12 protein-coding genes are annotated in these 13,800 nt (G+C 62.8%); 3 read left to right on the forward strand and 9 right to left on the reverse strand.

The window, feature by feature from the left end; genetic code table 11:
- Nucleotides 1-18 precede the first annotated feature (18 nt).
- Nucleotides 19-1,002, forward strand: coding sequence for a carbohydrate ABC transporter permease (locus ACOCG7_RS04315; protein ID WP_421376958.1), 984 nt, complete (start codon nucleotides 19-21; stop codon nucleotides 1,000-1,002).
- Nucleotides 1,003-1,011: 9 nt separating this feature from the next.
- Nucleotides 1,012-1,863, forward strand: coding sequence for a carbohydrate ABC transporter permease (locus ACOCG7_RS04320; RefSeq protein WP_073432082.1), 852 nt, complete (start codon nucleotides 1,012-1,014; stop codon nucleotides 1,861-1,863).
- Nucleotides 1,864-1,893: 30 nt separating this feature from the next.
- On the opposite strand, the gene ACOCG7_RS04325 is transcribed toward ACOCG7_RS04320, so the two are convergent.
- The 6 genes from ACOCG7_RS04325 to ACOCG7_RS04350 all read right to left on the reverse strand — a co-directional run bounded on the left by ACOCG7_RS04325 (nucleotide 1,894) and on the right by ACOCG7_RS04350 (nucleotide 7,504).
- Nucleotides 1,894-2,637: an energy transducer TonB gene (locus ACOCG7_RS04325; RefSeq protein WP_073432083.1), complete on the reverse strand. Its 744-nt coding sequence runs from the start codon at nucleotides 2,635-2,637 to the stop codon at nucleotides 1,894-1,896.
- Nucleotides 2,630-3,028, reverse strand: coding sequence for an ExbD/TolR family protein (locus tag ACOCG7_RS04330; RefSeq protein ID WP_073432084.1), 399 nt, complete (start codon nucleotides 3,026-3,028; stop codon nucleotides 2,630-2,632). The genes ACOCG7_RS04325 and ACOCG7_RS04330 overlap by 8 nt, the downstream gene beginning before the upstream one ends.
- On the reverse strand, nucleotides 3,025-3,672 hold the full coding sequence (locus tag ACOCG7_RS04335; protein WP_073432085.1) for a MotA/TolQ/ExbB proton channel family protein: 648 nt from the start codon (nucleotides 3,670-3,672) through the stop codon (nucleotides 3,025-3,027). The genes ACOCG7_RS04330 and ACOCG7_RS04335 overlap by 4 nt, the downstream gene beginning before the upstream one ends.
- Before the next feature lie 26 nt (nucleotides 3,673-3,698).
- A complete protein-coding gene (locus tag ACOCG7_RS04340; RefSeq protein WP_073432086.1) occupies nucleotides 3,699-5,897 on the reverse strand; it encodes a TonB-dependent receptor in 2,199 nt (732 codons plus the stop codon).
- A gap of 346 nt (nucleotides 5,898-6,243) precedes the next feature.
- Nucleotides 6,244-7,038: an alpha/beta hydrolase gene (locus ACOCG7_RS04345; RefSeq protein WP_073432087.1), complete on the reverse strand. Its 795-nt coding sequence runs from the start codon at nucleotides 7,036-7,038 to the stop codon at nucleotides 6,244-6,246.
- A 115-nt stretch (nucleotides 7,039-7,153) separates the two neighbouring features.
- A complete protein-coding gene (locus ACOCG7_RS04350) occupies nucleotides 7,154-7,504 on the reverse strand; it encodes a DUF4148 domain-containing protein (RefSeq protein ID WP_073432088.1) in 351 nt (116 codons plus the stop codon).
- A gap of 756 nt (nucleotides 7,505-8,260) precedes the next feature.
- On the opposite strand from ACOCG7_RS04350, the gene ACOCG7_RS04355 reads away from it, so the two are divergent.
- Entirely contained in the window at nucleotides 8,261-10,177 is a 1,917-nt protein-coding gene (locus ACOCG7_RS04355; protein WP_421376963.1) for an SMP-30/gluconolaconase/LRE-like region family protein, read from the forward strand.
- 3 nt (nucleotides 10,178-10,180) lie between these two features.
- Here the strand turns inward: ACOCG7_RS04355 and ACOCG7_RS04360 are convergent, their stop codons facing one another.
- The 3 genes from ACOCG7_RS04360 to ACOCG7_RS04370 all read right to left on the reverse strand — a co-directional run bounded on the left by ACOCG7_RS04360 (nucleotide 10,181) and on the right by ACOCG7_RS04370 (nucleotide 13,754).
- Nucleotides 10,181-11,347, reverse strand: coding sequence for an MFS transporter (locus ACOCG7_RS04360; protein ID WP_421376965.1), 1,167 nt, complete (start codon nucleotides 11,345-11,347; stop codon nucleotides 10,181-10,183).
- The gene (locus ACOCG7_RS04365; protein WP_073432525.1) at nucleotides 11,344-12,138 is read right to left on the reverse strand and encodes a DeoR/GlpR family DNA-binding transcription regulator; all 795 of its coding nucleotides are present in this window, start codon (nucleotides 12,136-12,138) and stop codon (nucleotides 11,344-11,346) included. The genes ACOCG7_RS04360 and ACOCG7_RS04365 overlap by 4 nt, the downstream gene beginning before the upstream one ends.
- Nucleotides 12,139-12,224: 86 nt before the next feature.
- Entirely contained in the window at nucleotides 12,225-13,754 is a 1,530-nt protein-coding gene (locus ACOCG7_RS04370) for a PepSY-associated TM helix domain-containing protein (protein WP_073432526.1), read from the reverse strand.
- Between the last annotated feature and the right edge of the window lie 46 nt (nucleotides 13,755-13,800).

Genomic DNA, 13,800 nt, shown 5'->3' on the forward strand with positions numbered 1-13,800 from the left:
CCACGTTCGATCGGGAGAATGATCGTGTCGCATTCCGTCACCCGTCAACCCATTGGCGGCGCTGCCGATTCCGGGGGCGCCGGCCTGCCCGCATCCGGCGGAGCATCACGCGGCGGGCTGCCTGCCGCCGCGCGCCGGCGTGGGCCGTCGCCCACCGCGCGGCGGCAGCGGCGCGCCGCTTTTCTGTTTCTCGCGCCGGCCTGCGTGATGGTGGCGATCTATGTGGTGTGGCCGATTCTCTCGACCATCCGCTTGAGCTTCTTCAATTGGGACGGCATGACCGAGCCGTCTTTCGTCGGCCTCGCGAACTATGCGGAATTGTTCCAGGCGCAGACGTTCTATACGGCGCTCAAGAACAACCTCATCTGGCTGCTGCTGTTCCTGCTCGCGCCGCCGATGGGGCTCGCCGTCGCGCTGTATCTGAACCAGGCGGTGGCGGGCATACGCATCGTCAAGTCGCTGTTCTTCGCGCCGTTCGTGTTGTCGGGCGTGGTGGTCGGTTTGATCTTCTCGTGGTTTTACGATCCGACGTTCGGACTGCTCGCGCTGATTCTCGGCCACGGCGTGCCGGTGCTGGGCGATCCCCACTATGCGACCTTCGGCATCGTGTTCGCGGCGCTGTGGCCGCAAACGGCCTATTGCATGATTCTTTACCTGACTGGCCTGACTTCGCTGAACGCCGAGCAGATCGAGGCCGCGCGCATGGAAGGCGCGCACGGCTGGTCGATGCTGTGGCACGTGATCCTGCCGCAATTGCGGCCGACCACGTTCATGGCGATCGTCGTCACGGTGATCGGCGCGTTGCGCAGCTTCGATCTGATCTCCGTGATGACCGGCGGCGGCCCGTTCGAAAGTTCGACCGTGCTCGCGTATTACATGTACGACCAGGCGATCAAGTACTACCGCATCGGCTATTCGGCCGCGGTGGCAGTCGTGCTGTTCGGCATCATGCTGGTGTACATCGTCTATCACTTGCGCCGCATGCTGCGCGCCGAGCAATAAGGAGCCGCCATGTTTCCGATCTCGATCGACAAATGGAAGCCGGTGTCGCGCCGCGTGTACAAACTGACGTTGCCGATCGCATTGCTGATCTGGCTGCTGCCGATGATCGCGGTGCTCGTCACGTCCGTGCGCTCCACCGAGGAACTGAGCGAGGGCAATTATTGGGGCTGGCCGAAGCACTTCGCGATGTTCGACAACTATCGCGAGGCGCTGACCACGTCGCCGATGCTGCATTACTTCTGGAACAGCGTGCTGATCACGGTGCCCGCTGTCGTCGGCTCGATCGCGCTTGCGTCGATGGCGGGGTTCGCGCTGGCTATCTACCGGTTTCGCGGCAACTCGACCTTGTTTGCGACTTTCGTCGCGGGCAATTTCGTGCCGGTGCAGGTGTTGATGATCCCGGTGCGTGATCTATCGTTGCAATTGGGACTGTTCAATACGGTCAGCGCGTTGATTCTGTTTCATGTGTCGTTTCAAACCGGATTCTGCGCGCTGTTTCTGCGCAATTTCATCAAGCAGTTGCCATTCGAACTGGTCGAGGCGGCGCGCATCGAGGGCGCGAACGAGTGGACCGTGTTCTTCAGGATCGTGTTGCCGCTGATACGTCCCGCGCTCGCGGCGTTGGCGATTCTCGTGTTCACGTTCGTCTGGAACGACTACTTCTGGGCGCTGTGCCTGACGCAAGGTGACGATGCGGCGCCGATCACGGTCGGCGTGGCCGCGTTGAAGGGCCAATGGACGACCGCCTGGAATCTCGTATCGGCCGGGTCGATTCTCGCCGCGTTGCCTTCGGTCGCGATGTTCTTCGCCATGCAGAAGCACTTTGTGGCGGGGCTGACGTTTGGCGCGACGAAGGGGTAGGGCGGGGATGGTTCCGTTGGCGATCGGCGGCTAGTTCACGTTGAAATGCACACGGACGTCCTGGCGTGTTTCGACCGGATGTCCGCCCTGCATCGCCGGCAGGTAGCGCCATTTGTGAAGCGCCTGAAGCAGAATCTGGTTGAGCCGCGGATTGGGCGTCGGCTTGATGAGTTTGACGTCGACCGAACCGTCGACGTGAATCACGAAGCGCGCGGTCGCGATGGTTTGATACGCCTGCTCGCGCAAATCGTCGGGCAACTCCGGCAATGGTTGCGAGAGGGAGCGCGCGGCTGCATCGTTGGATGAGGTGGCGGACGGTGTGGCGCTTTGTTTTTCTTGCGAGCCTTCAACGGTGTGAGACGGCGTCTCGGCCGCGGCTTTCGATTCGCTCGCCACCGGTGCGGGCTGAAGCGGCGCGATGCTTTGCGTTGCGCGCGTATCCGCATTCGGTTTGGTGATCGATGCGGCGTGTTGCTGCAACGCGCGACGAGGCGGCTCGACAGGTTTCGGCGGACGGGGCGGACTCGGCGAAGCAGCCGGAGCGGGCGCGGCGCGAGCCGGATGCAACGAGCTTGTCGCGGCAGGCGGATCGATTTCCACCACGCGCATCTCCAACGGCTCCTCGGCTGTCGGTGCTGCGTTGAGCGTGGCCAGCCAGCGTCCGAATTCAAGCAGGAACATAAACCAGAGCAGGAACGCCAGCACGACCGCTAGCGCGATCCGTACCTTCGGAGCATCGCCGATGGCGACGGCAACGCGTGTTCCGCTACTCACGATGCACCGCGATCAGAAAGTGCTCCGCCCCGCCGCGGCGAGCGGCCAGCATCGCTTGAACGACTACGCCGTGACCGGCTGCGTCGTCGGCGGCAATGACGACATTTCCGTTGGATTGGAGCAGGTGCTTGACCGTCGACTCGATCTGGTCCGGGCGCACCGACTCACGATTCACAAATACCTCGTTGCGCCGGTCCACCGAAATCGTTAGCGGTTCATGCGCCGCCATTTGCTGCGCGCGGCCGGCGGGAAGCGTGAGCTTGACGGCGTCGAGCCGCTGCATCGCCAGTGAGGCCAGCATGAAAGTCGCCAGCAGAAAGAACATCACGTCGATCATCGGAATGATTTCGATGCGGCCGCGCCGCGCCGCACGCGAACGCTTGAACTTCACGACCGTTCTCCCGCCGTCGATGCGGCCAGACGGATTTCGCCGAGTCGCGCATTTGCGAACGATTCGAGTTCGTCCATCAGACGTTCGAGCCGACGCGAAAAATAGTTGAACGCAAAGAGCGCGAACAGCGCGACGACAAGACCGATGGCGGTCGCGACGAGTGACTGCGCCACACCGCCGGTGACGCCGCCCGGATCGACGAGCCCGCTACCGCCGAACAACTGGAACGAATGCATCATGCCGACGATGGTGCCAAGCAAACCGAGCAGCGGGGCAGCCGTGACGATCGTTTCCAATACCCAGAAGCCCTTGCTCATGTCGCGCTCGATTTGCGAGGCGAGCAATTCCGCCTTCGCCTCGCGTAGCCACAGCGGAACTGCGGGCTCGGGCGTCCACGGCGCGTTCATTCGCCTGAAAGCGTTTTGGCTGGCGACGTGTTTCAAGCTGCTGGACCAGTCGAGGGCCGATCCGCTCGCGCTGATTTCATGTGATCCGCGCATCGCAGCCGGCAAGCGACCAAAACGCAGGAACACGTATGAGCGGTCGAGGACGATCGTGACCGCGAGAATGGCGAGTACCGTGAGCGGATAGATAACCCATCCACCCACGCGTACCGCCGCCAGAACATGTGTCCAATCTTGCATGACAGATCTCTTATGGGCCGACGGATTCAGAAATGCTTGGTGACGCCTGCATAGACGGCGAAATGCGGACCGTATTGCGGCGCGCCGACGCCGATGCCCGAGCCGTCGCGCAACTCATAGACGCGATTGAACGCGTTGACCACGACGAGGCGGGCATCGAATTTGCCGAGCATAGGCTGGTTGAAGTGCTGAATCACACCGAGGTTGATCTGCGCGTAGACCGGCAGGCGGTCGGTGTTCGCAAAGCCGCTGCGCAAGCCGCTGCCTACGAGGCCATCGAATGTGAAGGTGGTTCTGCCGAGGTCGTAGGTTCCGCCGAATGAGGCGGTGATGCGCTGATCGTGGTCGAGATTTACCCAGTGAGAGCTGATATAAGCGAGCTCGTCTGCATCGAAATTGAATTGCGCCGAGTCGATCTGTTTGCCCTGCGCGCGGCTATACGCGAGATTCAGATAGGCGGACACATTGTCCTGCTTGTAGTTTGCGGTGAACTCGAGTCCGTACACGCGCCCGTACTGGTAGTTGAACGGCGTGAAGATGAGAGCGGAGCCGAACTGACCTTCGTCGAGCAGGTTGGTGGATTTTTTGTAGTAGGCGTCGAGGCCGATGGTCACGTTCGAGCCGAGCCGCTGCGTCACGCCCAGATCGAAGTAATGGCTGCGTTCGGGTTGCACCGGATCGTTCTGAGCGGACGGACTCTGATTGGTCGTGCCGTTGAAGCGGCCGATGGTCGAGCCGGACAATAGTTCGAACGCAGGCGGCGTGAAGTAGCGCGCGTAACCGGCGTGAAAGGTGGTGGTCGGTGTCAGCGCATAGACGAGACCGATGCGCGGGCTCAACTGACTCGCGCTGACGTATTCGTCCATCTTGTCGTAGCGCAGGCCGTAGTTGAGCGTGAGCTTGTCGGTGATCTTCCATTCGTCCTGCACGTAGGCGCTGTACAGGTAGCCGGTTTTGCTGCTCGAGTCGTGGATGTTGAAGGGCTGGTCCGATGCCTGGTTGCCGTCGGCGTCCGTCGCGAAGACGTTGACGTTGTCGTCGAATACCGCGTGCTCCTGCTGGAAGAGTATGCCGGAGCGGATCGTATGCTTGTCGTTCAGCCGCCAGGTGGTGTCCAGTTGCGCGCCGTTAGCCGAGTTGCTGTGAAAGTCCTTCGATGCCACGCCATTGAATAGCAGATCGCCAACCGGATCGGGATTGAATTGCGTTCGCGTGTAGCGTGTAAAGAGCGCGACCTGATAGTCGAGTGCGCCGCCATTGGTGCCCTGAAGCGCCACGACCGCAAAGTTGTTCAGCTCCGATTGCGTTTCGTTCAACCGGCTCGAATCGAACGTGTTATTGCCGTTGAGCGTGAAGTTCGTCTGCAAGCCTGGCGTATTGGGGATTTCAAACTGATTGCTGGTGGTGCCGAACATCACGCTCAACCGGGTAAGCGGGTTGATGATGTACGACATATAGCCGAATGCGTCGCCCTGGCGCGTGTGATCGTGCAATGCATTGGCGCTCGCGGTCGGATTCTCGATGCCGAGGTTGTTGACGCCGAGCGATCCGCTGAAGTAGTAGCTGAACGGCCCCTGACTGCCGAACACGTCGGCGCTGGTCTTGAGGGTCTGGTGGCTGCCGCCGAATACGCCGATGGACCCGCCGTTGCCCGCATCGCCTGTCTTCGTGCGAATGTCCACCACGCCGGCCGTACGGTAGCCGTACTGCGCGGGCAACGCGCCGGTCAGCAGGTTCACCTGATCGATGATGCGCGTGTCGAGCGTTTGCCCGAAGCCGCTAATCGGCTCGGGAATGATGATGCCGTTGATGCGGTATTGCAGATCCGCATGGTCTCCGCGCACGTGCAACTGTCCATACGAATCGGCGGCCACGCCGGGTGCCTGCAACAGCACCTGATTCAGCGGCGTGTCCTGCCCCGCGGGCAGCGCATCGATGTCGGCCTGACTGAAGCGATACACGCTGCTGCCGGTTTCCGGCGATAGGCCGTTGCGGGCCCGATCGAGCCGCTTCGCGTTCACCTGAACGTCGAGCGTGTCGCTGCTGGTCACATTGTTTGCGGCGCTATCGGTGTTTGCCGTGCTTGCCGTGGCGTTGCTGACCGGCTTGCCGGATGCATCGACGACAGCGCCGGTTGCCGGGCGGTCGGTCGGCGCGGCGTGGGCATGAGCGGCAAAAGCGGATAGCAGCAAGGCTGCGTGCGAGACGCGCGTGTGGTTCTTCATCGTTATTTTGTTTGAATGTTGGCGACTGGGCGAGGGTGTCTTTCGTCGGAGATGTTCTTGTTAGCTCAGGATGAATGGCGGCGATTTGCCACTTTCCCCGTGCGCCGAGAATGTTATATCATTGCACTAAAAAAAGAAAATGACAATTCGATGATGCGCATGCGGAGGGAGCGTGAGGCGATGACGGCGAGCGGAAAACGCGTCGCCCCAATGCAAGCGGCGGATCTTTGAAATCCGCGCATGAGCTTGCATGAGAAGAGACCGCCAGGCATCACGGCATAGGGACGGGGCTGGCGAGCGTGAGTGAGCTGCTGGAGTCGACTCGAATAATCACGCGTGGGACCGGTTACGGTTGCGCGTGCTTCGCGGCGTCCTCGATAACCGCGACGACTTCCTTCGGCCGCGATTCATACACCGAGTGACTCGCGCCGGCGAGCACCGTCGTGTGACTATGCGCGCGCGCGTAGTACCAGCGTTCGAGGTCGGGGTTGATGATCTTGTCGTCCGCGGCGACGATGCCCCAACTCGGCTTGCTGGTCCAGGCGGCGACCGTCATCGGCGTCGAGAAGACTTTCGCGGCGGTCAGCATCTGCGCATGCGACTCGAATTGAGCTTCCTTGAGCGGCAGGTCGGCGGCGAAATCCTTCGGGAAATCCGCCGGGTTCAGATAGGTGTAGCCGTCGTCCGTTTTCATGATCGCGCCCGGCTGCTTCGACGTATAGCTCGGCATGCCCTTGCCGAGTGTGCTCTCGTCCTCGCCGACGGCCGGCGCATGGGCGGCCACATATACCAGGCCGACGACGTTCGGGTGTACGCCGGCCTCGGTGATGACCGAGCCGCCGTAACTATGGGCCACGAGAATCGTGGGACCGTTCTGCTGATCGAGAACCCGCTTCGTGGCGGCGACGTCGTCTTCGAGCGAGGTCAGCGGCTCCTGCACGACGGTGACGTGATAGCCGTCTTTCGTGAGTTTTTCGTAGACCGGCTTCCAGCCCGAGCCGTCCACCCACGCGCCGTGTACGAGAACAATGTTGTGGACGGGAGCGCTTTGCGCTTTGACCTCCTGCGCCGTGGCGGCGGTCGAGGCAAAAACACAGGCGGACAATGACAGGACGGCAGCGGCGACGGGCATCAGTTTCATGACTAACTCCTTTTGATAGGCGAGAAAAAGTTTCGAGAGGAAAGGGATCAATAGCGGAACGCGTGGCGGGCATGCTTCGCCTATGAGAGACGAAGCGGCGCCTCATGCAAGCCGTTCAGCTACCGAAGAAAACATTGCAATAGCTCACCGGTCCCACGCAGTTGGAATTCATCGACATGCGCGTGGACGCACCGGACGACGAACTGCCGTTCTGCGCCACGCCGCCATACGCCCGCGATCCGGTTTGCGGCCCGTCCTGCGCGGCGATCCTGGCCTCGGCTGCCTGGATGTCGGCGGGGTAGGTAGCGTCGTCGGCGACGGACGGGTTGTAGCCTGCCTGCTCGACGCGCACCAGGTCGGCGCGAACTTCAGCACGTGTCAACGGCGCGTTCGATTGTGCGAAGCTGAGAACCGGAGCAGCGAGGGTGCCGGCGGCGAGAGCAAAACAGATCAGAGCGTTTTTCATGATGAGTATTCCTTGTTCAACGTAATGAAATGAAGGGCAATGGTTGCCCCGAAAAGTAGTGATGCTTGACTTGCTGCTGTACTGCACGAGGTGCGTCCGGTTGCGCCAGCCGATATAAGCCGGATTGCCTCGGCTAGCAATTCGGCATTCCCTTTTCACAGGCGTGACTAAGCATCGGCGTATTCAAAACGCCTCGCTATGTCATCGGGAAATACGTCTTTGCTTGTTACCAACAGCGATGGTTAGTGATGGAGTCACGCATTGATGCTTGTCTCATCACTGGCGGCGAGTTGTTTTTCGCCGTCTGTGTAGGGGCAAACACGCCGGTTTGCCGCTTATTCCAAATTTTTTCCACCAGGCCGAATTTTTCGCTTGGAGGAACGAGTGGGCGCTGAGCACGGCGCCCGCCGGACAAGGCGCGCGCGGCGTCGCGGGGCGCGTGTATCGCTACCGTGACGGCATTCCAGCGGACATTGGCTGAGGCGCTACGCAGTATGCGCATCGCATTGGCGGCCAGTCCGAACGCCCACGGCAAACCATGGCAGCCCCGCGAATGCCGGCTATTGCATCGACTTTGCCGAGCCAGAACCGGGCGGGAATTATTTCTGAATTATTTGCGAATTTAGGCCAATAAAATAGTAAAGAGGCTTAAAGCTCAATAGCCGTTTTTAACAAGCCTATTTAACAATTGCATTTAACATTTCACGTCTCCGATTCATTCACTATCGAACGGGCGCCGTCGGGAGAGCATCACTCATGGTCCACAAACGAATGCGCGCCGTGTTCCTCGGCGCGGTGATTGCGATGATCGCGTCTCTCTGTCAGGCGCAATACGCAACCGACTGGCTGGCGAACACCTACGGCACCCTGGCCGCTCACGTGGGCAACGGCGCACGCTCGATGTGGGTCGCGCCCGAGGGCGTCATCTATACGGCTTCCCTGTGGGACGAAAACGAGGGCGGCGTCGCGATCTACCAGAACGGCAAGAGCATTGGCTCGATGGGCATCAACAGCGAGTTTCAGGGCGGGGCCATCACGGGCAATGCCACGTCGATCTTCACTGCGTTGCAGTACGGTACGCCGGACGGCACCGGTTCGGTCGTGCGATACAACCGCGCGACTCGAACCCGCGATCTCGTCATTCATGTCAGCGTGTGGGACGCGCTTCCTCGCGGCGACGTCATCACCGGTCTCGCGACCGCGGGCTCGCTGCTTTATGCGAGCGACTTCTTCAGCAATCGCGTGCGCGTCTATACGACGGACGGCGTATGGCAGCGCGACATCAGCGTCTCAGGTCCGGGCGCGCTCGCCGTGGATGGCGCGGGCAATCTCTGGGTCGCCCGCAAGAGCGCCGGCGTGATCGCGCAATACAGCGCGGCCGGCGCGCCGCTGAACACCATCCAGATGTCCGCCGCATCGCGGCCCTCCGCGCTGTATTTCGATGCGTTGTCCGGGCAACTCATGGTCGGCGACCAGGGTCCGGACATGAACATCAAGCTCTACAACATTGCGGGCGCGCCGACGCTGGCCGGCACGTTCGGCGTTCAAGGCGGCTATCTCGACACCACGACCGGCATCAAAGGCCAGGTGGGCGACAAGCGCTTCACGCGCGTCGTCGGCATCGGCAGGGATTCCGCCGGCAACCTGTATGTGCTCAACAATCCGTGGGGCGGAGGCTGGGACCTGGGCCGCAACGGCTCGACCGACATTCACATGTACAACAGCGCCGGCATTCTGCAATGGAAGCTGCAGGCGCTGAACTTCGATGCGGTCGCCGCGCCGGACCCCGCGACGGACGGCGCCTACTTCTATAGCGGCATGAACATTTATACGGGCACCGCGGGCGGCACCTTCGTCGCGAATACGGTCGATCCGTTCACGTATCCGTCCGACCCGCGCCTGAGCATGAGCGACACGCAGCGCGGCCAGCACTTCGGTCAGCTCGTCAACGTTGGCGGGAACCGGATTCTCGTGGCCTCCGGCCAGAATCCCGGCGCGTTCAACTTCTATCATTTCAATCCGGCGAGCGGCTACATCGCCATACCGGACGCATCCATTCCGGGCGCCGCGTTCAATACGACCCGACAGGTCACGGGCGGATTCTGCCTCGACAGCCGGGGAGACGTATGGGCCGGTCTGGATAGAACGAACCAGATCTATCACTACCCGCTGACCGGTTTCAACGGCGAGGGAAAACCGGCGTGGGGACCGGGCACCACCACTTCCATTCCGCAGAGCATCCGGCCGCTCACGCGCATCATCTACATGCCCGAAACCGACACCATGATCCTCGCGCAAGGGATTGCGGGGAGTTGGGACTGGACCGCGATCGATTCGAGAATCGAGGTGTATCACGGCTGGAGCGCGGGCAACAGGGCGAACCCCAATCCGGTGATCACGCTCACCAGCGCCAATCCGAAGTCGATTACGGCGGCCGGCAATTATCTGTTCGTCGGCTACGTGCACACCGTGCCGAACATCGACGCCTTCAACCTCACCACGGGCCACCTCGACGCCACGCTCACCAATTCGAGTCCCGGTACGCTGGATGTCGGCAACGACGTGGATTCGATGTACGGTCTGCGCGCCTATCAGCGAGCGGCGGGCGAATACGTGATCACGAAAGACAACTACAACGGCTCGAGTTTGATCGTTTATCGCTGGACGCCCTGACTTTCACGCGAGCCGCACGCCGCGCACCGCCCTGCCGCCCAGCAGGCAGACGATCGCGGCGGCCAGCACGAGCACGCACAGCGCGAGGCGCAAGCCGAGCCAGCCGGCGCCGAGCCCGATCAACGGCGGCCCGATGAGGACGCCCGCATAGCCCGCGGTGGCCGCCATCGACACGCCGATCGCCGGCGTGTCGGTCGAGCGGCCCGCCGCGCTGAAAATAACCGGAACGATATTCGCGAGGCCGATGCCGACCATCGCGAAGCCCACGCAAGCGGTGAGCACCGTCGGCAAGCTGAGCACGAGCGCGAGCCCGGCCACCGCGATCAGGCCGCCCAACGCCACGACCTTGCTGGAGCCGAAGCGGCGCACGGACACGTCGCCGACAATACGGCAAGCCGCCATTGACAATGCGAACGCGGAATAGCCGACCGCGGCGACGCTCGCCTCCTGGTTCAACGTCGAGCGAAGGTACACCGCGCTCCAGTCGGCCACCGCGCCTTCCACCAGCATGCACAGAAACGCGAGCATCGCGAGTTTCATCACGCCGCCGCTCGGCCACGCGAATCCGCTCGAAGACGCAGCCGCGCGCGGACCGAGATCGCGTAGCGCGAGAAGCGCGGCGGCGACGATCACGATACCGATGACAACACCCGGCAACAGCAGACCGCCGATCACGCCGACGCCGCCTTTCTGAAGCAGCGCACCGGTCGCCGCGCCGAGCAGCCCGCCCGCGCTCCATGCCGCGTGAAACGACGACATGATCGGCGAGCGCCACTGTGTTTCGATGGTGCTGGCGTGTCCGTTCATCGAGACGTCGAGCGCGCCGTTCGCCGCGCCCAACATGAACAGCACAATGCATAGCGCCGCCATGCCCGGCGCGAACGCGGGCAGCGGCAGCGCGACGACGAACGCCGCGCCGAGCAGCGCGGTGGCCCGGCCGCTGCCGAAGCGCGGCGCGAGTTGCCCCGCGAGCGGCATGGCGACGATGGCGCCCAGCGCGAAGGCGAACAACGCGATACCCAACGCGGTGTCGCTGAGCGCGAGGCTTTCCTTGATGCGCGGCACTTCGACGGCCCACGCGCCGATCCCGAATCCGTTGGCGAGAAACACGCCGATGGTCGCAATGCGCTCCTTCAACGGCTTGATACTCGATGCGAGGTGTGACGTCATGACCGAGCCACCGTCACGTTGTCGCACACGGCTTCGAGTCTCGCGAGCCGCCCGGCAGGCACGTCGGCTTCGACAAACAGATAATCGACGGCCGATGCCGCCGCGACCGCGAATGGCGCCGCGGTCATCAGCTTCTCAGAGGTCATCGCGACGGCGATCTGGCCGCTCGCTTTCACCATTGCACGTTTGATTTCGGCTTCCTCGGCGTCGAAGGCGGCGACGCCTTCATCGGGATCGAGCGCACACGCGCCGAGAAAGCAAAGGTCGGCCTTGATCTGCTGGATTTGCAGCAAGGCGGTCGAGCCGACCGAGCCGGCCACGTTCCTGGCGATGCGTCCGCCGATCAGGATCACCTCGATTCCCGGCCGGTTCAGCAAGCGCGCGCAAGCCTCGGGCGAATTCGTCACGACGGTCAGGTCCGCGTGGTCGGGAAGCGCGGCGGCGATGGCGACGTTGGTGGAGCCCGTGTCGAGCACGATGATCTGTTTCGGCCGGACGATCGACGCCGCGGCGGCAGCGAGGCATGCCTTGCGGTCCATTGCTTGCCGCATGCGAACCGCCGCCGGCTCGCCGCCCGGCGAGAGGAGCAGGGCGCCGCCGTAGACGCGCTTGCAATGCCCCTGCTCGGCGAGGTCGCGCAAATGACGGCGCACCGTGTGTTCGGAAGTCTGCAATTCCGCCGCGAGCGACGAGGCGAGCACGCGCCCTTGCGCGCGCAGCCGCTCCAGGATCAACTGCTCGCGCTGCTCGGGCAGAAGCCCTTCCATTGCTTCCTGTCGTGTTCGTTGCATGTCTCCGCTTTGCTCGATTTGAAATCACTCATAACCGAGCAAAATGTATCGTAAACGATCAAACTATGCAACGACGCCGCGATAGCTCAGGAAGGCTGTGCGTCCGGATCACGCCGCGAAGTCCGCCCGAAAAATGCCCGATCGGCGAGCCACACGGCGACGAGCGTCGCGCCCATCAACGGAAAGACGATGCCGAGCAGGACAAGTGCGGCTTTCCAGCCGCGCATCGGCGGCGCGGCCCGTTCGCGCGACGGCGCGCCGAGCGCGCGTTGCGGCCGCCGCTTCCACCACATCACGCAGCCGGTTACGGCCATGCCCGCGAGTCCGAGCGAAATCGCGGCGCAAAGAATCTGATTCGCGACGCCGAAGTAGCGGCCCATATGCAGCGACGTGCCATACGACACCGCCTTGGACACCGCGCCGTAATCGCCATAGCGAATGTCCTTCAGCACCGCGCCGCTGTATTGGTCGATGTACAGGGTGCGCTCCTGTTTAGGATCGGCCGGAAAGTACGAGACGGTGTAGACGCCCGTCGGCGATGCGGGCAGCGCGATGTTGTAGCCATCGGTCACGCCGAGCGATGCCGTCAGCGCGACGATGCGCCCAAGCGGCAGCGCCTCGGACGCGTGAGCACGCGCATCGACGGAGGACGGCACCGGCGTGTTGCCGACCGCCCACGGCGTAAGCGGCAAGGGCAGATCGTCCATGACCATGCCCGGCATCGAGTCCGCGTTCGATGCGTGGGCCTCGTGCCCGCTGTGTTCTCCGTGTGCCGTATGCGCGGATTGCGCCGCGGCGGACGTATCGCCGACGGTGGCCCGCTCGCCTCGCGCGCCCGGCCATACCGAGCGCAACGGCAAGCCGCCCCACGATCCCGGCGGCGCGCCCAGATTCGCCGCGCTCGCGAGCGCCTTGAACTGCTTGCCCCACGAACCCGACCACGGCAGCCCCGTCAATACGAACGCCAAGGCGCCGAGCGCGAGCCAGATACCCATCGCCGCGTGGATGTTCCTCCACAGCGCGCGGCCCTTTAGCGCGAAGCTCGGCGTCAACGCGGCGCGTAAGCTGGTTTTCTCGCGTGGCCACCAGAGTGCGACGCCGGTGCCGATCATCACCAGCGTCCAGCATGCGGCCAGTTCCATCAGCAGTTCGCCGGGTTTGCCGAGCAACAGCTTGCGATGCAGCATCCGGTCGACTTGCATGAAGCGATGCTCGACGCTCAGCGTGCCCAGCACCTCGCCGCTGTACGGATTCAGATAGACGCTCTGTTTTTCGCCGTCAGGCAGACGGAACACGAATTCGGCGCTGCGATCCGGCGCGCTCGCAATCACCGCGGTCACGGCAGCCGCGCCTCGCGGCATCGCCGCGCGGGCCTTGGCAAGCAACGTGTCTTCGCTGAGCCTGGCTGTCGCTCGCGGTTCGACGATCAGCCGGTGCGGATAAAGCAGCGGCTCGATTTGCGGCTGAAAACAATACAGCGTGCCGGTGATCGCAAGCACGATCAGAAACGGCATCACGAAGAGCCCTGCATAGAAATGCCAGCGCCACAGCGTGCGATAGCCTGCATTCGGCATGCCGGTGAGCGCAGCCGTGCGTTGAGTGGTCGTGGTCGACATGGAATCTTCCTGAAACGAAAAATGGGTCAATCGGTTCGCGCCCGGC

The organism is Paraburkholderia sp. DD10, assembly GCF_049177125.1.
GTDB classification, from domain to species: Bacteria; Pseudomonadota; Gammaproteobacteria; order Burkholderiales; family Burkholderiaceae; genus Paraburkholderia; species Paraburkholderia terricola.